General features: G+C 66.9%; 20 protein-coding genes. 8 read left to right on the plus strand and 12 right to left on the minus strand.

The annotated features are described in order from the left end of the window. Position 1: 1 nt before the first annotated feature. The gene (kstR, locus tag A5650_RS06540; RefSeq protein WP_197415570.1) at positions 2-607 is read right to left on the minus strand and encodes a cholesterol catabolism transcriptional regulator KstR; all 606 of its coding nucleotides are present in this window, start codon (positions 605-607) and stop codon (positions 2-4) included. Positions 608-880: 273 nt separating this feature from the next. On the opposite strand from kstR, the gene A5650_RS06545 reads away from it, so the two are divergent. Continuing rightward, the gene (locus tag A5650_RS06545; protein WP_067287810.1) at positions 881-3,025 is read left to right on the plus strand and encodes an acyl-CoA dehydrogenase family protein; all 2,145 of its coding nucleotides are present in this window, start codon (positions 881-883) and stop codon (positions 3,023-3,025) included. Here the strand turns inward: A5650_RS06545 and A5650_RS06550 are convergent. Both A5650_RS06550 and A5650_RS06555 read right to left on the minus strand, forming a co-directional pair. Further along, positions 3,022-3,567 (minus strand): hypothetical protein, encoded by a 546-nt coding sequence (locus A5650_RS06550; RefSeq protein ID WP_231992555.1) that lies wholly within the window; start codon positions 3,565-3,567, stop codon positions 3,022-3,024. The two genes, A5650_RS06545 and A5650_RS06550, sit on opposite strands and share 4 nt — an antisense overlap. 39 nt (positions 3,568-3,606) lie before the next feature. Beyond that, positions 3,607-4,665: a ferredoxin--NADP reductase gene (locus A5650_RS06555; protein ID WP_067288447.1), complete on the minus strand. Its 1,059-nt coding sequence runs from the start codon at positions 4,663-4,665 to the stop codon at positions 3,607-3,609. Positions 4,666-4,902: 237 nt separating this feature from the next. Here A5650_RS06555 and hsaA point away from each other — a divergent pair, with 237 nt between their 5' ends. From hsaA to hsaB, 4 genes are read left to right on the plus strand one after another with little or no spacing between them, the layout of a single operon-like run. Next, complete coding sequence (hsaA, locus tag A5650_RS06560) at positions 4,903-6,087, plus strand: 3-hydroxy-9,10-secoandrosta-1,3,5(10)-triene-9,17-dione monooxygenase oxygenase subunit (protein WP_067287813.1); 1,185 nt, start codon at positions 4,903-4,905, stop codon at positions 6,085-6,087. A 13-nt stretch (positions 6,088-6,100) separates the two neighbouring features. Next, a complete protein-coding gene (hsaD, locus tag A5650_RS06565) occupies positions 6,101-7,015 on the plus strand; it encodes a 4,5:9,10-diseco-3-hydroxy-5,9,17-trioxoandrosta-1(10),2-diene-4-oate hydrolase (RefSeq protein WP_067287815.1) in 915 nt (304 codons plus the stop codon). Beyond that, the gene (gene hsaC, locus A5650_RS06570; RefSeq protein ID WP_067084467.1) at positions 7,012-7,911 is read left to right on the plus strand and encodes an iron-dependent extradiol dioxygenase HsaC; all 900 of its coding nucleotides are present in this window, start codon (positions 7,012-7,014) and stop codon (positions 7,909-7,911) included. The genes hsaD and hsaC overlap by 4 nt, the downstream gene beginning before the upstream one ends. A gap of 19 nt (positions 7,912-7,930) precedes the next feature. Beyond that, on the plus strand, positions 7,931-8,497 hold the full coding sequence (gene hsaB, locus A5650_RS06575; RefSeq protein WP_067287818.1) for a 3-hydroxy-9,10-secoandrosta-1,3,5(10)-triene-9,17-dione monooxygenase reductase subunit: 567 nt from the start codon (positions 7,931-7,933) through the stop codon (positions 8,495-8,497). Between the two features lie 24 nt (positions 8,498-8,521). Here hsaB and A5650_RS06580 read toward each other — a convergent pair whose 3' ends face one another. Both A5650_RS06580 and A5650_RS06585 read right to left on the minus strand, forming a co-directional pair. Beyond that, complete coding sequence (locus tag A5650_RS06580; protein ID WP_067287820.1) at positions 8,522-9,301, minus strand: alpha/beta fold hydrolase; 780 nt, start codon at positions 9,299-9,301, stop codon at positions 8,522-8,524. Between the two features lie 10 nt (positions 9,302-9,311). Further along, positions 9,312-10,280, minus strand: a complete 969-nt coding sequence (locus A5650_RS06585) for a LysR family transcriptional regulator (RefSeq protein ID WP_067287822.1) — start codon at positions 10,278-10,280, stop codon at positions 9,312-9,314. A 70-nt stretch (positions 10,281-10,350) separates the two neighbouring features. Here A5650_RS06585 and A5650_RS06590 point away from each other — a divergent pair, with 70 nt between their 5' ends. Genes A5650_RS06590 through A5650_RS06600 form a run of 3 tightly spaced genes read left to right on the plus strand, consistent with a single transcriptional unit; the run spans position 10,351 to position 14,353 of the window. After that, complete coding sequence (locus tag A5650_RS06590) at positions 10,351-11,715, plus strand: MFS transporter (protein WP_067287824.1); 1,365 nt, start codon at positions 10,351-10,353, stop codon at positions 11,713-11,715. Continuing rightward, on the plus strand, positions 11,712-12,458 hold the full coding sequence (locus A5650_RS06595; protein WP_067287826.1) for a 3-hydroxybutyrate dehydrogenase: 747 nt from the start codon (positions 11,712-11,714) through the stop codon (positions 12,456-12,458). The genes A5650_RS06590 and A5650_RS06595 overlap by 4 nt, the downstream gene beginning before the upstream one ends. Beyond that, entirely contained in the window at positions 12,455-14,353 is a 1,899-nt protein-coding gene (locus A5650_RS06600; RefSeq protein ID WP_067288453.1) for an acetoacetate--CoA ligase, read from the plus strand. The genes A5650_RS06595 and A5650_RS06600 overlap by 4 nt, the downstream gene beginning before the upstream one ends. On the opposite strand, the gene A5650_RS06605 is transcribed toward A5650_RS06600, so the two are convergent. Genes A5650_RS06605 through fadD3 form a run of 7 tightly spaced genes read right to left on the minus strand, consistent with a single transcriptional unit; the run spans position 14,334 to position 22,611 of the window. Further along, complete coding sequence (locus tag A5650_RS06605; RefSeq protein WP_067288450.1) at positions 14,334-15,614, minus strand: HNH endonuclease; 1,281 nt, start codon at positions 15,612-15,614, stop codon at positions 14,334-14,336. The genes A5650_RS06600 and A5650_RS06605 overlap by 20 nt on opposite strands. Before the next feature lie 46 nt (positions 15,615-15,660). Then, entirely contained in the window at positions 15,661-16,827 is a 1,167-nt protein-coding gene (locus A5650_RS06610) for an MFS transporter (RefSeq protein ID WP_067287828.1), read from the minus strand. A gap of 15 nt (positions 16,828-16,842) precedes the next feature. Then, positions 16,843-17,955 carry a pyridoxal phosphate-dependent aminotransferase gene (locus tag A5650_RS06615; protein ID WP_197501811.1) on the minus strand — a complete coding sequence of 371 codons (1,113 nt, stop codon included), beginning with the start codon at positions 17,953-17,955 and terminating at the stop codon, positions 16,843-16,845. Between the two features lie 52 nt (positions 17,956-18,007). Then, positions 18,008-18,949, minus strand: coding sequence for an acyl-CoA dehydrogenase IpdE2 (ipdE2, locus tag A5650_RS06620; RefSeq protein WP_067287832.1), 942 nt, complete (start codon positions 18,947-18,949; stop codon positions 18,008-18,010). Then, the gene (locus tag A5650_RS06625) at positions 18,946-19,902 is read right to left on the minus strand and encodes an acyl-CoA dehydrogenase family protein (protein WP_067287835.1); all 957 of its coding nucleotides are present in this window, start codon (positions 19,900-19,902) and stop codon (positions 18,946-18,948) included. Before A5650_RS06625 ends, ipdE2 begins: the two co-directional genes overlap by 4 nt. Before the next feature lie 4 nt (positions 19,903-19,906). Next, a complete protein-coding gene (locus A5650_RS06630; RefSeq protein ID WP_067287838.1) occupies positions 19,907-21,031 on the minus strand; it encodes an acyl-CoA dehydrogenase family protein in 1,125 nt (374 codons plus the stop codon). Then, the gene (gene fadD3, locus A5650_RS06635; RefSeq protein WP_067287840.1) at positions 21,031-22,611 is read right to left on the minus strand and encodes a 3-((3aS,4S,7aS)-7a-methyl-1,5-dioxo-octahydro-1H-inden-4-yl)propanoate--CoA ligase FadD3; all 1,581 of its coding nucleotides are present in this window, start codon (positions 22,609-22,611) and stop codon (positions 21,031-21,033) included. The genes A5650_RS06630 and fadD3 overlap by 1 nt, the downstream gene beginning before the upstream one ends. Positions 22,612-22,625 lie beyond the last annotated feature (14 nt).

The following is a 22,625-nucleotide window of genomic DNA, read 5'->3' on the forward strand; positions in this document are numbered from 1 at the left end:
CCTAGATCTTAGGATGCTCTCCATCGCCGATGAGCAGCCGCACCGCGAGGTCCAGCCGCTTACTGACGTCGGTCGCCGAAGCGCGTCGGGTGAGCCAGGCGAGCAGGTTCGACAACCACACGTCGGAGATGACGCGCGCGATGTGGTACTGGTCCTCGGTCGGCTCACCGTCACTCATAGCGCGGGCGAACATCGAGTCCATCAGCTTGCCGACGTGATCGACCTCGCCGGCCGCCGACGCGTCGGCGAACACGAACGCGCGCGTCATTGCCTCGGTCAGCAGTGGATTGCGCTGCATCGCCCGGTTGAGCTTGCCCACCATGATGTTCAGCCGCTGATAGGGCGTGCCACCCGACAGCGACGCCCGGTCGGTCTTAGCGTCGATGCGTTCGAACTCGCGTCCCAGTGCGGAAACCAGCAGATGAACCTTGGACGGGAAGTACCGGTAGAGAGTGCCGACCGCGACGTCGGCCCGTTCGGCCACGGCGCGCATCTGGACCGCTTCGTAGCCGCCCTTGGAGGCGATGGCCAGGGTGGCGTCCAGGATGCGCTTGCGGCGCTCGCGCTGGGCTTCCGATCCGAGCTCAGATTCGGACAGGACCGCCACGTTCATCACCTGACGCGGTCGGGACTCCGACCCCGAGCCAGGGTTGGCAGCTGCTGACTGAGACGGGCCGGACATGCGGCGGGCTTCTCCTTCGTGACGCGTTCTCGCTGGAAACGATACGCATGCCGATGCACTATTTCTCACCTCGACGCCCGCGTTGGCACCGACGTGTCCTGCTGTAATGGCGGTCGACTTGACGGTCGGTCGCTGGCACTATTAGAACACGTTCTAGTGAGGAGCACCGCCTTCTCACCCAATAGCTAGGAGTGGACGGTGTCACTCGCATCCCCCGGGACCATCGCCGACGACCAGTCAGCCGTACGGGAGCTGGTCCGTGACTGGGCAAGCGCTTCCGGCGTCATCGCCGCGGCCCGCGACGTCGAGCAGGGGCAGACCGACGCCTGGCGTCGCCCCTACAGCGGGCTTGCCGAACTCGGAATTTTCGGGGTGGCGTTGCCCGAGGAACACGGCGGCGCGGACGGCACGGTCGGCGACCTGTGCGCGATGGTGGACGAGGCGGCCGCGGCACTGGTGCCGGGTCCGGTCGCCACTACCGCGCTGGCCACGCTGGTGCTCGAGTCGTCCGAGATTCTCCAGGCCCTGGCCTCGGGGGAGCGCGTCGCCGGGGTGGCGCTGACGGCCGACGTCCGGTTCGCCGACGGCCGCGCCTCGGGCACCGCCGCGTATGTGCTCGGTGCCGACGCGGCGGGGGTGCTGCTGCTGCCGGCGGGCGACGGATTCGTCGTCGTCGATGCCGGCGCGGGCGGTGTCTCCGTCGAACCGCTCAAGGCCACCGACTTCTCGCGGCCGCTGGCGCGCGTGGTGCTCGAGAACGCACCCGCCGAGGCGGTCGGTGTGCCCGCACAGCGGGTGATCGACATAGCGGCGACCGTGATGGCCGCCGAGGCGGCAGGCTTGGCGCGCTGGGCCCTGCAGACCGCAACCGAGTACGCGAAGGTGCGCGAGCAGTTCGGCAAGCCGATCGGCAGCTTCCAGGCCATTAAGCACATGTGCGCCGAGATGCTGCTGAGGTCGGAACAGGCGTCGGTGGCCGCAACCGATGCGGCACGCGCCGTCGCCGAGGGCGACGAGAACCAGCTGTCGATCGCCGCGGCGGTGGCCGCCGCCGTCGGGATCGACGCCGCCAAAGCCAACGCCAAGGACTGCATCCAAGTGTTGGGCGGCATCGGGATCACCTGGGAACACGACGCGCACCTGTACCTGCGCCGCGCCTACGGCATCGCGCATTTCCTTTCAGGTGCGCCACACTGGCTGCGCCGGGTGGCGGCGCTGACGCAACAGGGTGTGCGCCGCGACTTGCAGATCGACCTCGAGTCGGTCGCCGATCTGCGTCCCGAAATCGCTTCGGCGGTCGCGGAAATCGCCGCGCTGCCGGTCGAGAAGCAGCAGGCCGCCCTGGCCGACGCTGGCCTGCAGGCGCCGCACTGGCCCAAGCCGTACGGCCGCGGCGCCGGCCCCGCCGAGCAGCTGCTCATCGACCAGGAGCTGGCGGCGGCCGGCGTGGCACGGCCCGACCTGGTGATCGGATGGTGGGCCGCCCCAACGATTCTCGAGCACGGCACCCCCGAGCAGATCGAACGGTTCGTACCCGCGACGCTGCGGGGTGAACTGCTGTGGTGTCAGCTGTTCTCGGAGCCGGGTGCCGGGTCGGACCTGGCGGCCCTGCGTACCAAGGCGGTTCGCGTGGAGGGCGAGACCGCGAGCGGCGCAATCAAACCGGGCTGGAAGTTGACCGGCCAGAAGGTGTGGACCTCGGCGGCGCACAAGGCGGCATGGGGTGTGTGCCTGGCGCGCACGGATCCGGATGCGCCGAAGCACAAGGGGATCACGTACTTCCTCGTCGACATGTCCTCACCGGGCATCGACATCCGTCCGTTGCGCGAGATCACCGGGGACAACCTGTTCAACGAGGTGTTCTTCGACGAGGTCTTCGTGCCCGACGAGATGGTCGTCGGCCAGGTCAACGACGGGTGGCGGTTGGCCCGCACCACGCTCGCGAACGAGCGCGTCGCGATGGCGCACGGCACCGCGCTCGGCAACCCGATGGAGGAGCTGCTCAAGCAGGTCGCCACGCTGGACTTCGACGTGGCAGGACAGGACCGTCTGGGCTCGTTGATCGTGGCGGCCCAGGTCGGCTCGCTGCTGGATCAGAAGATCGCCGAACTGGCTGTGGGAGGCCAGGATCCGGGCCCGCAGGCGAGCGCGCGCAAGCTGATCGGTGTGCGCTACCGGCAGGCGCTCGCCGAGCTGCGGATGGAGCTCTCCGAAGGTGGCGGCGTGGTCGAGAATTCGACGGTGTTCGACTTCCTCAACACCCGGTGCCTGACCATCGCCGGCGGCACCGAGCAAATCCTGCTCACCCTTGCGGGCGAACGGCTTCTCGGCCTGCCGCGCTAGCTGAACGCGGCCTGCGCGCAGGCGTCCGGCGAGGTGATGTTGACCCCGCCGTAGACCACCTGGATGTGCGAGCACACGATCAGCGGCACGTCGGTCCGGGGTCCGCCCGTGCGTTGATCGACCGGCCATGCGTTGCCGTGGAACCGGAACTTCTCGGGCGGTCCGCCACCGAAGTAGATCGTCGTGAACTCCACGTCGGTCAGCGATTTGAACGACCGGGTGTTCGGCGCATCGAAGGTGAAGTTGATGTACACGCCGCGGTCCATGGTGCGCAGCGTGGTGGTCTGGCGCGCCCACAGGTCGCCGGGGAAGCCGAGAATGTCCGGGCCGCGGCGCAGATTGGCGTTGGCGTCGAACAAGCACATGGCTTGGGCCGCGATGCAGTTCGCGCTCACGTGCATCTCGAGGTTGGTGGCGGGGTCGACCGGAATCGACGAGTCCGCGGTGTCGACGGCCGCGACCGCCGGTGTGGGTGCCATGAGCGTCAGCGCCAGCAGCACCGCCGAGATCGCCGCAGCGACGCCGGTCAACCGGTTCGTCACATTGCTCCCTTCCACGTGCGGCGAATGCTAGCCCGCGCGCTATTCGTCGTAGGTGACTTCGACCGAATCCGACCGGGGCAGGGCCTGGCAGCCCAGGATCAGGCCCTCGTCGAGGTCGGACTGTTCGAGGACGTCGTTGACGTCCATCTCGACCTCGCCGCTCTTCTTCAGCACCGCGCACGCGCCGCAGTGCCCCTCCCGGCAGGAGAACGGTGCGTCCAGGCCCTTGTCCAGCAGCACGTCGAGCAGTTTGGCGTTGCGGGGCCACCGCACCTCGTGGGTCTCGCCGTCGAGCGTGACGATCGCGGTGGCAGGCCCTTCCTCGCTGTCGTCTTCCTCGATCACCACGGCGGCGAACGGGTCGGAGTCCAGCGATTTGAACACCTCGATGTGCACGCGCTCGGCCGGGAACCCCGCACCCTTGACGGCCTCCTCAGCGGCGGCCATGAACGGGCCGGGTCCGCAGATGTAGGCATCGTGCGCCGCGTACGGGGCGGCCAGCGCGGCCAGCGCCGAAGCGCTCGGCAGACCCTGCACGGTCTCCAGCCAGTGCACGACGACCAGCCGTTCGGGGTACTTCGCGCTCAGCTCGCGCAGCGCCGGGCCGAAGATCACCGATTTCTCGTCGCGGTTGGCGTAGACCAGCACCACCTTGCCGCTGCCCTCGGCGAGTGCCGACTTGCAGATCGACATCATCGGCGTGATGCCGGAACCCGCGGCCAGCAGCAGGAAATCGGTGTCGAGCGTCTTGGGCACGAAGGTGCCCGAGGGTGCGAGCACGTGAATCTTCATGCCGGCGTGCGCGTGGTCGCACAGCCAATTCGACGCGTACCCGTCGGCGGTGCGCTTGACGGTGACGGTCAGCCGATCGTCGGTGAACGGAGAACTGCACAGCGAGTAGCAGCGCGCTACCGAACCCGTCCGGTCGCTGGGGACCCGCAGTGTCAGGAACTGCCCGGGTGCGTAGCGCAACCGTTCGGCGGGGATATCGGCGCCGGAGGGCACGCTGAACACCAGCGAGCGCGCGTCATCGGTCTCGGTGATGACATCGGCAAGTTCCAGCTCGAGCACATGGCTGCCGAGCGGCTCGTCGGTCACTTTCGCGTCCACCTCTCACGTCCGGCACTTCTGCCGACCCCGGGCAATAACTAGAACAGGTTACAGAAATGCATGTGTGCAGGTCCAGGTCCTACAGGTATGCCCTACTCGACACGAATCGTAACGTGTTCTAATCTGACGGCTAAGCGATTCGCGCTTCGCGTGAGTGCTCATCGCAGTTGTGGGCTCTTCGCGCGAGCGCTCATCGCAGTCCGTCCTATACCGGGAGGCACATCAGTGACGTCCATTGAACAGCGTGACGTGCAGTCGGTCCTAGCCGGGATCGAGGACCTACTGCCGCTGATCGCGAAACGTGCGCAGGCAACCGAGGACCTGCGTCGCCTCCCCGACGACACGGTGAACGAACTCAACGAGGTCGGCTTCTTCACGCTCCTTCAGCCCGAACAGTGGGGCGGCCTGCAGTGCGATCCGACGCTTTTCTACGAGGCGGTGCGCCGGCTCGCCAGCGCCTGCGGTTCGACCGGCTGGGTGAGCTCGATCATCGGCGTGCACAACTGGCACCTCGCGCTGTTCGACCAGAAGGCGCAGGAAGAGGTGTGGGGCGACGACCCGGCCGTGCGGATCTCCTCGTCGTACGCGCCGATGGGTGCGGGCACCGTCGTTGACGGCGGCTACATCGTCAACGGCTCGTGGAACTGGTCGTCCGGATGTGACCACGCCACTTGGACTTTCGTGGGTGGTCCGGTGATCAAGGACGGCAAGCCGGTGGACTTCGGCAGCTTCCTGATCCCGCGTTCCGAGTACGAGATCGACGACGTGTGGCATGTGGTCGGTCTCAAGGGCACCGGGAGCAACACACTCAAGGTCAAGGACGTGTTCGTGCCGCGGCACCGCTTCCTGTCCTACAAAGCGATGAATGACCGCACGGCCGGCGGGTTGCAGACCAACACCGCGCCGGTCTACAAGATGCCCTGGGGCACAGTGCATCCCACCACTATCTCCGCGCCCATCGTCGGTATGGCATACGGCGCCTACGACGCCCACGTCGAGCACCAGGGCAAGCGCGTGCGTGCGGCATTCGCAGGGGAGAAGGCCAAGGACGATCCGTTCGCCAAGATCCGGATCGCCGAAGCCGCCAGCGACATCGACGCGGCGTGGCGCCAGCTGATCGGCAATGTCGGCGACGAGTACGCACTGCTGAAGGCGGGCCAGGACATCCCGTTCGAACTGCGCGCCCGCGCCCGCCGCGACCAGGTTCGCGCGACCGGCCGCGCTATCGCGTCGATCGACCGGCTGTTCGAGGCGTCCGGTGCCACCGCGCTGAGCAATGACGCACCGGTGCAACGGTTCTGGCGCGATGCCCACGCCGGGCGCGTGCACGCGGCCAACGATCCCGAACGGGCCTACCTGATCTTCGGTAACAACGAGTTCGGACTGCCGCCTCAAGACACGATGGTTTAACGGGAAACGCCTGATGACCTCATACATCCAGGAGACCGAGCAGCAGGTCGAGGTCACCTTCGAATCGACGTCTCGGTACGCGCAGGTGCGCGCTGGTGAACGAGATATGCGGCTGCACTACCACGAAGCCGGCGTCGGCCACTCCGAGACCGTGGTGCTGTTACACGGCGGCGGTCCGGGCGCGTCGAGCTGGTCGAACTTCTCGAAGAACATCGCGGTGCTCGCCCGGCACTTCCGCGTCATCGCCGTGGACCAGCCCGGGTACGGGCATTCCGACAAGCACACCGAACACGAGCAGTACAACCGGTACAGCGCGACCGCGCTGCTCGCGCTGTTCGACCATCTCGGCATCGAACGTGCTGCGCTGGTCGGTAACTCACTCGGCGGCGGGACCGCGGTGCGGTTCGCGCTCGACAACCCCAAGCGGGCCGGCCGGCTGGTGCTGATGGGGCCCGGCGGGCTGTCGGTGAACCTGTTCGCGCCCGACCCCACCGAGGGCGTCAAGCTGCTGGGCAAGTTCACCGGGGAGCCGACGCGCGAGAACTTGGAGAAGTTCTTGCGCATCATGGTCTTCGACCAGAACCTGATCACGCCGGAGCTGATCGACGAGCGCTTCGCGATCGCCAGCCAGCCCGAGTCGTTGGCGGCGGCCAAGGCGATGGGAAAGTCGTTCGCGGGCGCAGACTTCGAGCTCGGCATGATGTGGCGCGAGGTGTACAAGCTGCGTCAGCCGGTGCTGCTGATCTGGGGCCGCGAGGACCGCGTGAACCCGCTCGACGGCGCGCTGGTGGCGCTCAAGCAGATCCCGCGGGTGCAGCTGCACGTCTTCGGGCAGTGCGGGCACTGGGCTCAGCTGGAGAAGTTCGACGAGTTCAACAAACTCACTGTTGACTTCTTGTCAGACCTTCCTCGGAAAGGCTCTCGATGACCATCAAATCGCTTGGCTACCTTCGCATCGAAGCCACGGACGTCTCGGCGTGGCGTGAGTACGGCCTCAAGGTTCTCGGGATGGTCGAGGGTTCCGGCCAAACGGAGGGTGCGCTCTATCTGCGGATGGACGAGTTCCCCGCCCGCCTCGTGATCCTGCCGGGTGAACACGACCGGCTGCTGCAGTCCGGGTGGGAGACCGCCAACGCCGCGCAGCTGCAAGATATCCGGAACCGGCTCGACATCGAAGGGGTGCCATATAAGGAGGCCTCGGCCGCCGAACTCGCCGAACGCCGCGTCGACGAGATGATCCGCTTCGACGATCCCTCGGGCAATACGCTCGAGGTGTTCCACGGCGTCGCGCTCGAGCACCGTCGCGTGGTCAGCCCTTACGGCCACAAGTTCGTCACCGAGCAGCAGGGCCTCGGGCACGTGGTGCTGACCACCCGCGACGACGCCGAGTCGCTGCACTTCTACCGTGACGTGCTGGGGTTCTATCTGCGCGATTCGATGCGTCTGCCACCGCAACTCGTCGGCAGGCCCGCCGACGGCGCACCCGCATGGCTTCGTTTCTTCGGGGTCAACCCCCGCCACCACAGCCTCGCGTTCATGCCGGGCGAGACGCCCAGCGGCATCGTGCACCTGATGGTCGAGGTGGAGAACTCCGATGACGTCGGGCTGTGCCTGGACCGTGCGCTGCGCCGCAAGGTGCCGATGTCGGCGACGCTGGGCCGCCACGTCAACGACAAGATGCTGTCGTTCTACATGAAGACACCCGGCGGCTTCGACGTCGAATTCGGTTGCGAGGGCCTGCAGGTCGACAACGACGACTGGGTCGCGCGGGAGAGTACCGCGGTCAGCCTGTGGGGCCACGACTTCAGCGTCGGCTTCAAGTGACGGTGAAGATCACTCGATAATGGCGGCCGAACCGATCGATCCGCGCACCTTCCGCAGTGTGCTCGGACAGTTCTGCACCGGCATCACGGTGATCACGACGATGCACGACGGTGCGCCCATCGGGTTCGCATGCCAGTCGTTCGCCGCGCTGTCGCTGGATCCGCCTCTGGTGTTGTTCTGTCCGACGAAAGTGTCGCGGTCGTGGCAGGCGATCGAGGCCAGCGGGAACTTCTGTGTGAACGTGCTGCACGAGAAACAGAAGGATGTCTCGGCCCGGTTCGGCTCGAAGGAACCCGACAAGTTCGCCGGAATCGAGTGGTATCAATCGAAACTCGGCTCGCCGGTGATCGAAGGCACGCTCGCCCACATCGACTGTTCGGTGCACTCGGTGCACGACGGAGGCGACCATTACGTCGTGTTCGGTGCGGTGCATTCGCTCTCGGACGTGCCGCACAAGAAGCCGCGACCGCTGTTGTTCTATCGCGGGCAGTACACCGGTATCGAGCCGGATAAGAACACGCCCGCGCAGTGGCGTGACGACCTCGAGGCGTTCCTCACCGCGACCACCGACGACACCTGGCTCTAGCGATTTGTGTGCGTTCCGTTGCGCTCAGCGCTCGGAATCGCACACAAATCGCAGGAAGTCCACGATCGCGGCCGCGACCTCCCGGTGCACGGTCTCGTTGAGGATGTCGTGACGAGCGCCCTCGAACTCGGCGAAACGCAGCGCGTCGATCTGCTCGGCGTACGCCCGCACCGCACCCACCGGGGCGATGGGGTCGACCGAACCGTGCACGGCCAGGGTCGGCACGGCCAACTTCGGCAGCTCTGCGCCGAACCGGTCCCAGGCCCGGTCGAGTTCGCGTGTCAGCGCTGCGCCATCGGCGTCGACGAACGCCAGCGGATCGTTCTCCAGCTGGTCGAGATAGAACGGGTCGCCCGACAGCCAACGAGGGTCGAGGTCGAGTGAGGTGTCGTTGTCGAGCATCGCCGGGATCGGCACCAACGGGGCGCCGGAGATGACCCCGCCCGCATAGCGCTCGGGTTGGTCGAGCAGCCGGAACAGCGTCACGATCGAACCGAACGAATGACCTTGCGCAAACAGCGGCAGTCCGGGCGTCGCACTTTCGGCGAGCGAGATCACGGCATCGGCGAGCTCGGAGCTGTCCTCGATCGAACCGAAGTCCCCGCGGATGCCCGGACTCAGGCCGTGGCCGAACTGGTCGACCGCCCATAAGTCGATGCCCGCGGCATTGAGCGCGAAGCCGTAGCGGTGGTACAGACCGGTGTGCTCGCCGAAGCCGTGCAGGAAGATCACCGTCGCACGCGGTCGCTCCGACGCCCAGTGGCGGTAGTAGGCCCGGCCCTTCGGGTGATCGATGAACGGCATGCTGTCGACGTTATCGCTTGCCCAATAACACGTCGTGCTGGTCGTGCACCCGATCGCGGATCGCCTCGACGACGGCGGCCACCTCAGGGCGCCGCAGCGTTTCGCCGCGGGTGACCAGCCAGTACGTCAGCCGCACCGACACGTCAGCGGGCAGGACTCGCACGAGATCGTCATGGCGGTCGGCCATGAAGCAAGGCAGCAGGCCGAGGCCCGCGGCCGCGCGGGTGGCCTCGACATGGACGAAAACGTTTGTCGACGTAACGGATTCGCGCATGGCGGGCGCGAAGCTGGTCGCCGCATCGAGATCGTCGACCTGCAGCATCGAGTCGATGAAGTAGACCAGCGGATAGCGGTCGAGGTCGGCGACGGTCTCCGGCGTACCGTGCTCGGCGAGGTAGTCGCGCGATCCGTAGAGCCCGAGGCAGTAGTCGCCGAGCCTGATCGCCCTGGCCCTGTGCACCTTGGGTTCGCCGACGACGACCTCGACGTCCAGCCCGGACCTCTGCTGGGTTGCGCGGCGGGTGGCGGCGACGATTTCGACGGAAACCTTTGGATGCCGTCGTTGCACGTGTGCGGCCGCGGGTGCCGCGATGTAGGCGGAGAAGCCGTCGGTGGCCGAGATCCGGACAACGCCCTCGAGTGCCCGGTCGCCGGCGGTGTCGACGGCCAGCGAGCGCACGGCCGACTCGATGACCTCTGCGGCGGCCAAGGCGTCGCGGCCGAGGTCGGTGAGCTCCCATCCGCCGGCACCGCGAGCCAACACCCGTCCTCCCACCGACTCCTCGAGCGCGGCGATACGGCGGGAGATGGTGGTGTGGTTCAGCCCGAGCTCCTCCGCCGCGGCGTTGTACCGTCCGGAACGACCGACGGCCAGCAGGACGAGGAGGTCGTCGGCGCTCGGTCGCCGACGACCGGGCGGCTGAGGTACGGGAGACAGCACAACTGCATTTTTGCAGATACCTCCTGCAGCTTTCGCCATTGCTCGGTGCGGTATCTGCGTGAATACTCACAGGCGTCTTGTCTGCCGTCACAGCCCGAAGGAGTGTGCGATGGGTGTCACAGATGCCGACAACGCCGGCGCATCGGTCCCCACCGGCCTCAAACGCGTCGTCGTCGCCTCGATGGCAGGCACCGTCGTCGAGTGGTACGAGTTCTTCCTCTATGCCACTGCCGCAACACTGGTTTTCAACAAGGTGTTCTTCGCCGAAGGCACCAGCGAGGCCAGCGGGCTGATCGCGGCGCTGCTGACCTATGCCGTCGGGTTTGTGGCCCGCCCACTTGGCGGCGTCGTCTTCGGTCACTTCGGTGACAAGTACGGCCGCAAGAAGCTGCTGCAGTTCGCGATCCTGCTCGTGGGTGCCGTCACCTTCCTCATGGGCTGTCTGCCGACCTACGGGCAGATCGGCGTGTGGGCGCCGATCCTGCTGGTGGTTCTTCGGTTCATGCAGGGCTTCGCGGTGGGCGGCGAATGGGGCGGAGCGGTCCTACTCGTCGCCGAGCACAGCCCCGCCGACAAACGAGGATTCTGGGCCAGCTGGCCCCAGGCGGCGGTGCCGGTCGGCAACATGCTCGCGACCGTCGTGCTGCTGGTGTTGACCGGCGTGCTGCCCGAGGCCGCGTTCCTGTCCTGGGGGTGGCGGGTCGCGTTCTGGCTGTCCGCTGTGGTCGTGCTGATCGGTTACTACATCCGCACCAAGGTCACCGACGCCCCGATCTTTGTCGCGGCGCAGGAAGAGGTCGAGCGGGTCAAGGCCGTCTCGTACGGCGTGGTCGAGGTGCTGAAGCGTTATCCCCGTGGTGTTTTCACCGCGATGGGTCTGCGGTTCGCCGAGAACATCATGTACTACCTGGTGGTCACGTTCTCGATCGTCTACCTCAAAACGCACGTCGGGGCCGACACCAGCGACATCCTGTGGTGGCTGCTGGTCGCGCACGCCGTGCACTTCATCGTGATCCCGCAGGTCGGTCGGCTGTCGGACCGGTTCGGTCGGCGACCGGTGTACATCGTCGGCGCGATCGCCGGGGGGACGTGGGGCTTCTTCGCGTTCCCGATGATGAACAGCGGCTCCTACGGGTTGATCATGGCCGCGATCATCCTCGGTCTGGTCATCCACGCGCTGATGTACTCGCCGCAGCCGGCGATCATGGCCGAGATGTTCCCCACCCGCATGCGATATTCCGGTGTGTCCCTTGGCTATCAGGTGACATCGATCATCGCCGGATCGCTGGCACCCGCGATCGCCACCTGGCTTCTCGACAAGTTCGGCTCGGCGGTTCCGATCGCCCTCTACCTCGCGGGCGCCTCGCTGATCACCTTGGTCGCCGCGTTGTTCACCCGGGAGACCAAGGGCCTCGATCTCGCGACGCTCGATGCGGCCGACCGCGAGCAACTCGCCAAGGCCGGGGTCGTATGAGCGATCTCGACGGACGCACCGCCCTGGTGACGGGGGGTGCGAGCGGGATCGGCGCGGCCTGCGCACGGGCGCTGGCGCAGCGCGGGGCGACGGTCACGGTGGCAGATCTCGACGAGGACGGCGCCGAGAGGGTAGCCGCTGAGATCGGTGGAAAGCCTTGGGCGGTAGACCTTTCCGACGTATCCACGCTCGAGGACCTCGAGCTAGAGACGGACATTCTGGTCAACAACGCCGGAGTCCAACACGTCAGTCCGATCGCCGAGTTTCCGCCCGAGCGATTCCGCTTCATCCTGGCGTTGATGCTCGAGGCGCCGTTTCTGCTGATCCGCGCGGCGTTACCGCACATGTACGACCAGGAGTTCGGTCGCATCATCAACATCTCCTCGGTACACGGACTACGTGCCTCGGAGTTCAAGAGCGGCTACGTCACCGCGAAACACGGACTCGAGGGTTTGTCGAAGGTGACCGCACTGGAAGGTGGGCCGCACGGCGTCACGAGCAACTGCGTTGATCCGGGCTACGTGCGCACCCCGTTGGTGACCAAACAGATCGCCGATCAGGCCCGTACCCACGGCATCGGCGAGGATAAGGTGATTTCGGATATCTTGTTGAAGGAGAGCGTGATCAAGCGGCTTGTCGAACCCGAAGAAGTTGCCTCGCTGGTCACCTGGCTCGCCTCACCGGCTGCGGCAATGGTCACCGGAGCGTCGTACACGATGGACGGCGGGTGGAGCGCCCGATGACCGCCACGCCACAATGGACACCGACAGAAGCCGACGTCGCCGGGGCGAGGGTCACCGATTTCGCGCGGTTCGTGCGGCAGCGCGCCGGCCAGAACCTTCCCGACTACCAATCGCTGTGGCAGTGGTCGACCGATGACCTGGACGGGTTCTGGGCCGCGCTGTGGGACTACTTCGAACTCGGCGAGCGACCGGACAAGGTGCTCGCGTCCGCGGATATGTCGGGGGCGCAGTGGTTTCCGGGAGTCGAGCTCAACTACGTCGACCAAGTGATCCGCAACGCACGCTCGGATCGGCCCGCGATCCTCTACCTCCGCGAGGGCGGCGATGTCGTCGAGGTGTCGTGGGCGGAGTTGTTGGGGCGCACGGCGGCGTTCGCTCATACACTGCGCGATCTCGGGGTGAAGGCCGGCGACCGCGTGGTCGGTTACCTGCCGAACATTCCCGAGGCTGTCATCGCCTTTCTGGCGACCGCAAGCATCGGCGCCACCTGGAGTGCGTGCGGCCAAGACTATTCGGCCAAGGCCGCGCTGGATCGCCTCGGCCAGCTCGAATCGACCGTGCTGGTGACCACCGAAGGCTATACCTACGGAGGTAAGTTCCACGACAAGAGCGCGGACATCACCGAACTGCAGAAAGGGTTACCGACGCTTCGCGCGACGGTGATGACGCCCGACCTCGCGGACGCGAGCAGCGCGGACCTCACCACCACATCGGTCGACTTCGCCCACCCTCTGTGGATCCTGTTCTCGTCGGGCACCACGGGACTGCCCAAGGGCATCATGCACGGTCACGGCGGCGTCCTACTCGAACACCTCAAAGCGGTTGGCCTGCAGTCGGATATCGGCCGCGACGATATCTTCTTCTGGTACACGAGCCCCAGCTGGATGATGTGGAACTTCCAGGTGGCCGGGCTGTTGGTCGGATCGACGATCGTCTGCTACGACGGCAGCCCCAACGCGCCGCGCCCCGATGCACTCTGGGATATCGCTGCGCGTATCAAGGCCACGGTGCTCGGGACCAGTCCCGGTTATGTACTGGGATGCGCGAAGGCCGGGGCGGTGCCACGCAAGGAGCACGACCTTTCGGCGCTGCGTACGGTCGGTATCACCGGATCGTCGCTTCCGCCGTCGTCGTCATTGTGGTTGCGCGACAACGTCGGTGAGCATGTTCAGGTGTCCTCGATCAGCGGCGGCACCGACGTGGTGTCGGCCTTCATCGGCGGGGTGCGGACCGTTCCGGTGTGGCCCGGCGAATTGTCGGCGCCCTACCTCGGATGTGCCCTGGACTCATGGGACGAATCGGGTAAGCCGGTCCGCAATGAGGTCGGCGAACTGGTGGTGACAAAGCCGATGCCGTCTATGCCTGTCGGTTTCTGGAACGACGCCGACGGATCACGTTACCGCGCAGCATACTTCGAGATGTTTCCGGGCGTATGGCGGCATGGGGACTGGATCACGATCACCAATCACGGCAGCGTCATCGTGCACGGCCGGTCGGACTCGACCCTGAATCGGCACGGCATCCGGATGGGCAGCGCCGACATCTACCAAGCGGTCGAACGGCTGCCCGAGGTGGCCGAGGCGCTGATCATCGGCGTCGACCAGCCCGACGGTGGCTACTGGATGCCGCTGTTCGTCGTCCTGGCCGGCGATGCCGAACTGACCGACGAGGTGCGTGACCGCATCAAGAACACCATCCGCGAGGAGGTGTCGCCGCGGCATGTGCCTGACGAAATCATCGCCGCGCCAGGCGTTCCGCATACCCGCACTGGCAAGAAACTCGAGGTGCCGATCAAGAAGCTGTTCCAGGGGGCCGATGCCGCCAAGGTGGTTGAGCGCAGCGCAGTCGACGACCCGGACCTGTTGGACTGGTACGTCACGCAGCGTCGAACGTGATCAGGTCGACGCTGAGTCGGCCCTCGATCATGCTGACGGTTCGCACCGGCGGTCCGGGTAGCGGCGGTGCGGTGGATCGGTAGGTGGCCCCGGTGGGCGTCGTGAACTCAGCGCTGTGGACGCCGTCGAGTTCACTGGTCGTCACCGACCAACCCGACGCTTCTTTGGCGTAATTGCAGGCCTCGCATTCGCCGAGGCCGTTAACCGCGCTCGTGGGCCCAGCCCGATGCCGCGGCACCGCGTGGTCGCGATGGCGAATCGGCGCGTTGCAGTATGGGGTTCGGCACGTCTGGTCGCGGGCCCCGATGAACGCCGCCAACCCCTTCGGGAAAAGACGGGCTTGCGAATCCATCGCAACGAGTTGACCGCTGCGCGGATGTCGATACAGGCGGCGCAGCATCGCCTTGGCGGCTCCGTCGGCGACGGCATTAACGGTCAGCGATCTCGCGATCGAACTCGGTACGGGGCCATAGCCGTCCAGCCAGGCCGGTGAATGGTCGTCACCCGTCAGCGTCGTATCGGCCATCACCAGGTTCAGCGTCACGGACGCGGGCTGTTCGGCCGGCTGTCCGGTCACACGCTCCACCATGGTGTCCGCCATGATCTGACCGCGCGACCGTTCGTCGAATGTGGTGTCGGCAGCGCGTTTCAACGCGGCATAGACGCTCACCCCTTGTGCGACGGGTAGCAGGGCGGTGACCCAGGTCATCGTGTCGGGTGCCGGGCGGATGGTGACGCACCGGTCCGCGGCAGCCTTCGTGCTGCGGTCCACGACCGCTTCGACGTCGAGTGCACACGCGATCTTCTTGGCTTCCGCCGCGATCCGCTTGTCCCCCCACCCTTCGAGACGCGCGGTGTCTCGGCACATCTCGGCGTCCAGTCGGCGTCGATGCTCGACGCTCAAACACGCCGACTCGCGCACGATCAGGGTGGCGCGCCACTCCGAAAGCGCTCCGGACGCCAAGGCCGCCAGGGTGTAAGGCATCTCATCGACGAGTGCCGTGGCAAAACCGAGATGACGGCCGCCCTGCACCGGCGCGTCACGTCGTGCCAACGCGACCTCGGCGGCCAGACCACGGCCCCGACGGTTCGCCGACACCCCCGCCGCCTCCTCGGCAGCTTGGCGCTTCGCCTTCCACAACGCGGTCGCGCGGGCCTGTGCCGCGGCGGCGGACGACTTCAACCGTTCGAACCGCTCGACCGCGCTCCGCAGGTCCGCCTCCGAGGCGGCCGGGTCGATATCGAACAGACTTTCGAACATGTTCAAGACGCTACACGCGGGCACCGACAAGTCGACCGATCCCTGGTCAAGCGCGAATTCGGCGCCAGCGGCCCCGCTCTGAGCCCCCCGCCGCCAGTCCGGCCACACTGACGACGACGGCCAGGGCAACGAACCCGAGTGGCACGGTCCAGGCCGCCGCGATCGACGCGACGATGAGCGGGCCCGCGGCGTCACCGCTTTCACGCCCGATCTCCGCGGCGCCCATCGTCTGGCCGAGGTGCTCGGCGGGCGTCGTCTGAGCCAGCATCGTGAAGGCTAGGGGCGTGATGAGCCCACAACCCCCGCCGATCGCGATCGCGGCGCACAGTAGCCCCGTGAGCCCGGGTAGTGCCGCGGCGACCAACCCCGCGGCGGTGAGCACGAAGCCGGCGGCGATGCCAGCCCTGAGGGTGATTTTCCCTGCGTCGAACTTGCGACCGACGACGGGTTGCACGACGGCCGTGGTCAGGGCGAGGACGGAAACGACGGCGCCCGTTGCGACAGGCTTCAGGCCCATTTGCGTAGCGAGGACCGGTAGAAAGCCGACGCCTACCGCGAGGGCCGCAGTAGTTGCTGCTAGCGCGAGTGTGGGTGTGACGAAAGAGGATTCGGAGAACCTCCGTAGCACGTCGAGCAGGGTCTGACGTTGCCGCGGCTGCGGTGCCACCTTGGGTACCGCGACCGCGGCCCACAGCGCCACACCAGCGCCGAGTGCGGCAAGCACGGCGAAGAGCGCTCGCAGACCGCCGACGGTCACGATCAGCCCGCCCAGCAGCGGGCCCAGTGTGTAGCCGATGGACTTGTAGGAGCCGTATGTGCCGAATGCCCGGCCGTGAGCGCCCGCAGGGGTCAACAGGGCGACCAGTGCGGATGCGGCGGGGGAGAAGGCGGCCGCGCCGACGCCTTGGCCGAATCGGGCTGCCCAGAGCCATCCAGGGTCGTCAGCCACAACGTATGCCGTCGACGCCGCGGCGAAGATCACCAACCCGGCGATCAAGACGATGCGGGCACCGATACGGTCGGCCAGCGTCCCGAAAAGCGGCTTCAGCACCACCTCTGCACCGTCGTAGATGGCGAGCAGCGCGCCTAGCGTCAGAAGTGAGGCGGCGGTGTCGGTGGTGGTCGTCCCGAGCATCCCGGCCACAGCGTGCGCCCCGAAGGCAGTGGTGAACCCAGCGGCCAGCAAGGGCGCGCGCTGTGCGGCGCTTTTCATTCCTCGCGCACGATGTCAGCCCAGCCAGGCGCCGATACGATGCAACGCCTCCTCGATGTCCGACGACGGCCCCGCGAATGACAGCCTGACGAAAGAACCGCCACGTGCTGGGTCGAAGTCGATGCCGGGCGCGATCGCAACTCCGGTGTCGGCGAGCATTTTCGAACAGAAAGACAGCGATTCCGAGGTCAGGTGCGAGACGTCGGCATACACGTAGAAGGCACCATCGGTGGGAGCCAGTCGGTCGATTCCCAGGCCGCGCAAGCCGGCAAGCAGCATCGCGCGGTTGGCGGCGTAGTGGTGTAGCAGTGCGTCGGATTCGGCGATCGACTCCGGGCTGAACGCGGCGACCGCGGCGTACTGCGGCAACGTGGGTGGGCAGATCGTGAAGTTTCCGGTCAAACGGTCGACCGCGCGCCGGAGTTCGTCGGGAACCAGCAGCCAGCCGAGCCGCCACCCCGTCATCGCAAAGTACTTCGAAAAGCTGTTCACCACAATCGAATCCCGCGATGTCGCCCAGGCGCAGCTCGCGGTCGGCGCACCCTCGTAGACCAGCCCGTGATACACCTCATCACTGATCAGCCGCACATCCCGCGACGCGCACCAGGAAGCGATTGCGGACAACTCCTCGGGCGGAATCACCGTGCCGGTGGGGTTGGCGGGGCTGGCGACGATGACGCCGTTCACAGGTGGGTCGAGACTCTCGAGCATCTGCACCGTCGGTTGGAAGCGCGTCTCGGGACCGCACGGCATCTCGACGACCTCACAGCCCAGCGCGGAGAGGATGTTGCGATAGCAGGGGTAGCCCGGGCTCGCGATCGCGACCCGGTCACCGACGTCGAAACAGGCGAGAAACGCCAACAGGAATCCACCCGACGAACCGGTGGTGATCACCACATCGTCGGGATTCACCTGCAGCCCATGCCGATCCAAGTACGAACTTGCGATCGCCGCACGCAGCTCCGGGATTCCGAGCGCGACGGTGTAGCCCAGGACGTCGGTCTCCAGGGCCTCCTTGGCTGCGGCGCGAACGGCTTTTGGGGCGCCCGCGCTGGGCTGGCCCGCGGACAGGTTCACCAGATCGCCGTGGCTACGCTGCCGCTCGGCGGCGGCCAGCCACACGTCCATGACGTAGAACGGCGGTATTCCGGCACGCAGCGATGCGCTCACGGGTTCAACGCTAGAACACTTCGGATTCGAGCCGACGCAGATACTCGCGGGGAGGCCCGAGAAGCTGTGCGCTGCCGTGGGCGCGCTTGAAGTACAGCTGGATGTCGTGCTCCCAGGTGATCGCGATGCCGCCGTGCATCTGGACCGCTTCCGCGGCGACGTTGGTGAAGGCCTCGCTGGCCGTGAACCGGGCCAGTGCTGCCGACGTCGGTGACGGCGCAGCGATCGCCTCGTCGACGACGGCGCGTGCGCTCTGGACCGCGACGTAGAGGTCGGCCATTCGGTGCTTGAGCGCCTGGAAGCTGCCGATCGGCCTGCCGAACTGCACCCGGTCCTTCGTGTATTGCACGGTGAGATCGAGGCAGCGCGACGCGGCGCCGATCTGCTCGGCGGCCAGCAACAGCGCCGCGGTGTCGGCGAGGCCCGGGTCCGCGCCGATGTCCACGGTCTCGTCCGCTTCGACGCGAGCCAGCCGGCGCGTGGGGTCCATCGCGTCGAGGCGATGCGCTGTGAACCGTGTCCACCTGGACAGCCGGTCGCCGTCGGCGGCGATCACCACATCGGCGATGTCTCCGTTGACCACGTAGCCGGCGTCGAACACGACAGCACCCAACCGGGTGCCTTCTGCGAGTCCTTCGAGCGCCTCGCTGTCGGGTTCGTCCCCCGCGAGCAGGGCCAGCTCGGCGAGGGTGGTGCCCAGCAGCGGCGTCGGCACCAGGGCCTTGCCCAGCTCCTCGAGTACGACGGCGGCGTCGGCGAGCTCACCACCTGCGCCGCCGAGCTCTTCGGGCACTACCAGGGCCGCGGCGCCCACCTGTTCGCACAGGAGCGCCCACAGCGATTCGTCGTATCCGCGTTCGGATTCCATCGCCTGGCGCACCGCAGAGGGCGAGGCGTGCTTGTCCACCAGCGCGGCGACCGTCTCGCGCAGCAGTTGGCGTTCTTCGCTCACGAGAGGGCCTCCAAGACTCGGCGACGGTGCAAGGCGGGATCTCCCCATGCCGAGCGCAGCGCCTGAACGCGCAGCAGCCACAGCGACAAGTCGTGCTCCTGGGTGAAGCCGATTGCGCCGTGTGTCTGAAGCGCCGAGCGCGCAGCGAGCAGAGCAGCGTCACTGGCCGCGGCCTTGGCGGCGCTGACGTCGCGTGCGGTGTCGGCGGATCCCTCGGCGAGCGACAACGCCGCCCCGTACACCAGCGGGCGGGCCAGCTCGACTGCGATGTGCACATCGGCGAGTTTGTGCTTGATCGCCTGGTAGGTGCCGATCACCTTGCCGAATTGACTGCGCTGCTTGGCGTATTCCACGGACATGTCCAACATCGCCTGTCCGGCGCCCACCAGCTGGGCCGCCGTCGCCAGGACGCCGAACTCGTAGGCCCGCGCCACGTCGGCGGACTTGGCATCACCGGAGGCATTGACGTCGAACAGCTTTCGGCTCGGATCGACCGATTCATGCCGCGTGCCTGCGGCACCGTCGCGGACCTCGCTGTCGGTGGCGAGCAGGATCAGCCCCGCGGTGTCCGCGTCGACGGCCCTGGGGACTTGTGGGGGCAGGGCGACCGTCGCGATCAGCTCACCGGACGCGAGGGCGGCGCTGCGTTCGTCGTCGGCCAGCAGAATCGGTGCCACCGCGATGGATTCGGCAACCGGCCCGGGTACACACCAGCGGCCGAGCCGTTCGGCGGCGACCACCAGGTCGACCGGATGGGCTTCGATGCCGTCGTACTTCTCGGGTACCAGGAGCGCCGTGACGCCGAGTTCGGCCAGCTGCGTCCACACCTTGCGGCCCGGTGCGGTGTCTCCCGCGGCCCACGCCCGCACGGCGCCGGGTAGATCGGCGGCACCGAGTGCGGCGTCGATGCTGGCGGCGAAATCGCGCTGCTGTTCGTCCAATTCAAAGTTCATGTGGTTACTTTCGCGGCAGGCCCAGCAGGCGCTCGGCGATGATGTTGCGCTGAATCTCGTTGGTACCCGCGTAGATCGGTCCGCCGAGGGAGAAGAGCAACCCTTCGGTCCAGTTGTCGACCAGTTCGGCGTCGGGACCGCGCATGTCCAGGGCGGTCTGGTGAATGGCTACGTCGAGGTCGGACCAGAACACCTTGGTCACACTCGACTCGGCGCCCAGTTCGCCACCCGCAGCCACGCGGGTCACCGTGCCGAACGTGTGCAGCCGGTAGGCCTGTGCCTTGATCCAGGCGTCGGCGACCCGGTCGGCGATCGCGGGGTCGGGCTTTTGTTTCCACTGCGACACAAGACGTTCTGCAGGCGCGAGGAAACGGGCCGGGCTTCGCAGCGACATTCCGCGCTCGTTGCTCGACGTGCTCATCGCCGCGCGCCAGCCCTCGTGCACCTCGCCGATGACGTCGTTGTCGGGCACGAAGACGTCGTCGAGGAAGATCTCACCGAAGCCGGTGTCGCCTCCCAGCTGTGCGATCGGGCGGACCGTGACGCCGTCGGCCTTGAGGTCGAACATGAAGTAGGTCAGCCCGCGATGGCGTTCGGCTTCCGGGTCGGACCGGAACAACCCGAACGCACGCTCGCCGAACGGCGCGCGTGAGCTCCAGATCTTCTGCCCGTTGAGCAGCCAACCGCCGTCGGTCTTGGTCGCCGTCGACCGCAGCGAAGCCAGATCGCTGCCCGACTCGGGCTCCGACCAGGCCTGAGCCCAGATCTCCTCGCCGCTGGCCATTTTCGACAGGATTCGGTCGAGTTGTTCCTCGGTGCCGTGCGCGAACAGCGTGGGAGCCAGCATCGACGTGCCGTTGGCGCTGGCGCGGCCGGGGGCGCCGGCGCGGAAGTACTCCTCCTCGTAGACCACCCACTGCAGCAGGCTGGCGTCGCGGCCGCCGTACTTCTCCGGCCAGGTGATCACCGACAATCCGGCATCGTAGAGCACCTTGTCCCAGCGGCGGTGCTGCTCGAAACCTTCGGCGGTGTCGTAGGACTTCGTGGGGAACGAGTCTCGGTTCCGGGCGAGGAACTCGCGCACCTCGGCCTGGAACTCGAGTGTGGCGTCGTCGAAATTCAGGTCCATCAGGAAGATCCGGCCCTCTCGCGCAGCTGTGGTTTGAGTACCTTGCCCCCGGCGTTCCGTGGCAACGCATCCAGGAACTCCACCGATCGGGGAGCCTTGAAGTTCGCCAAATGTTGCCGGGTGTAGGCGATTACGGCTTCTTGGTCGAGTGCGGTGCCGGGTTTCAGAACGACGTAAGCCTTGCCGACCTCGCCGAGCCGATCGTCCGGCACGCCGATCACGGCAGCTTCGGCGACGCCGTCCAGCCGTGCCAGCACCTGCTCGATCTCGGCCGGATAGACGTTGAACCCGCCGCATATGTACATGTCCTTGAGACGGTCGGTGATGCGCAGGTTGCCGTTATCGTCGACGGTGCCGACATCGCCCGTGTGCAGCCAGCCCTCGGGGTCGATGGCCGCAGCGGTGGATTCGGGGTCGTCGAGGTAACCCAGCATCACGTTCGGACCGCGCAGCAGCACCTCGCCCGTGCTCGAATCTTCACCGTTCAGCCCGCCTCCGTCGATGCGCAGTTCGAAATCGGCAATGGGGCGTCCGGACGTGGTGGCCACGGTGACCGCGTCGTCGTCGGGACGGCACATCGTGCCGAAACCGCTCGCCTCGGTGAGGCCGTAGGCGGTCAGCACGATGTCGATGTCGAGTTCGGTCTGCATACGCTCGATCAACACGACCGGGATCGTGGCGGCACCGGTGACCGCGAACCGCAGCGAGCTCAGGTCGTAGTCGGCGCGCTTGGGATGGTCGAGCAGCGTCTGGTAGATCGTCGGCGGTCCCGGCAGCACGGTGATGCGGTGCTCCTGCACGGCGGCCATCGTCTTCTCGGGATCGAACGTCAGCTGGGGGATGAGCGTGGCGCCGGTCTGCAGGCAGGCGAGGATGCCCGCCTTGTATCCGAAGTTGTGGAAGAACGGGTTGATGCACAGATAGCGGTCGTCGCTGGTGAGCCGGCCGCACTCGGCCCAGGCCGCGGGGGCGTCGAGCGACTGCCGGTGCGCGCACAGCGCGCCCTTGCTGCGGCCGGTGGTGCCCGAGGTGAACAGGATGTCGGACACGTCGTCGGGTTGTACCGCGGCGGCGCGGGTGTCCACCGCATCCAGGTCGGTGCCGGCGGCGATGAAGTCGTCCCAGGTGCCGTCGTCCTTCTCGATCGGCACCCGGACCACGTGGCGTAGCTGCGGGAGGGCGGCGCGGTCGATGGAGGCGGCCTTATCGGCGCCGAGGAACTCACCCGATGCGAACAGCAACGGCGCCCCGGTGCGGGACAAGATGTCGGTGGCCTCGCTCGCGGTGTAGCGCGTATTGAGCGGGACGACGACCCCGCCCGCGTAGTGGGTGCCCAAACAGGCGACGACCCAGTGCCACGTATTCGGCGACCAGATGGCGACGCGATCACCGGCCGTGATACCGAGGGCGATCATGGCTGCGGCCGCCCTGCGGACCTCGTCGCGCAGCTGCGCGAAGGTGAAGGTGCGACCATCTGTGACCAGCGCATCGTGGTCGGAGAACCGGTCGGCGATCCGGTCGAGGACCCCGGGGATGGTCCGCCGATCGTCCCCTGGCCTTCGGCCGTGGCCCCACGTCATCGAATGCTCCTCTA

This window comes from Mycobacterium sp. 1164985.4 (genome assembly GCF_001668575.1).
In the GTDB taxonomy this organism is placed as follows: Bacteria; Actinomycetota; Actinomycetes; order Mycobacteriales; family Mycobacteriaceae; genus Mycobacterium.

Excerpts from the sequence above, each read along its gene's own strand:
- hsaD (WP_067287815.1), top strand. The coding sequence starts at position 6,101 with ATGACCTCATACATCCAGGAGACCGAGCAGCAGGTCGAGGTCACCTTC.
- hsaC (WP_067084467.1), top strand. The coding sequence starts at position 7,012 with ATGACCATCAAATCGCTTGGCTACCTTCGCATCGAAGCCACGGACGTC.
- hsaB (WP_067287818.1), top strand. The coding sequence starts at position 7,931 with ATGGCGGCCGAACCGATCGATCCGCGCACCTTCCGCAGTGTGCTCGGA.
- A5650_RS06580 (WP_067287820.1), bottom strand. The coding sequence starts at position 9,301 with ATGCCGTTCATCGATCACCCGAAGGGCCGGGCCTACTACCGCCACTGG.
- A5650_RS06585 (WP_067287822.1), bottom strand. The coding sequence starts at position 10,280 with ATGGCGAAAGCTGCAGGAGGTATCTGCAAAAATGCAGTTGTGCTGTCT.
- A5650_RS06590 (WP_067287824.1), top strand. The coding sequence starts at position 10,351 with ATGGGTGTCACAGATGCCGACAACGCCGGCGCATCGGTCCCCACCGGC.
- A5650_RS06595 (WP_067287826.1), top strand. The coding sequence starts at position 11,712 with ATGAGCGATCTCGACGGACGCACCGCCCTGGTGACGGGGGGTGCGAGC.
- A5650_RS06600 (WP_067288453.1), top strand. The coding sequence starts at position 12,455 with ATGACCGCCACGCCACAATGGACACCGACAGAAGCCGACGTCGCCGGG.
- A5650_RS06605 (WP_067288450.1), bottom strand. The coding sequence starts at position 15,614 with ATGTTCGAAAGTCTGTTCGATATCGACCCGGCCGCCTCGGAGGCGGAC.
- A5650_RS06610 (WP_067287828.1), bottom strand. The coding sequence starts at position 16,827 with ATGAAAAGCGCCGCACAGCGCGCGCCCTTGCTGGCCGCTGGGTTCACC.
- A5650_RS06615 (WP_197501811.1), bottom strand. The coding sequence starts at position 17,955 with ATGGACGTGTGGCTGGCCGCCGCCGAGCGGCAGCGTAGCCACGGCGAT.
- A5650_RS06625 (WP_067287835.1), bottom strand. The coding sequence starts at position 19,902 with ATGAACTTTGAATTGGACGAACAGCAGCGCGATTTCGCCGCCAGCATC.
- A5650_RS06630 (WP_067287838.1), bottom strand. The coding sequence starts at position 21,031 with ATGGACCTGAATTTCGACGACGCCACACTCGAGTTCCAGGCCGAGGTG.
- fadD3 (WP_067287840.1), bottom strand. The coding sequence starts at position 22,611 with ATGACGTGGGGCCACGGCCGAAGGCCAGGGGACGATCGGCGGACCATC.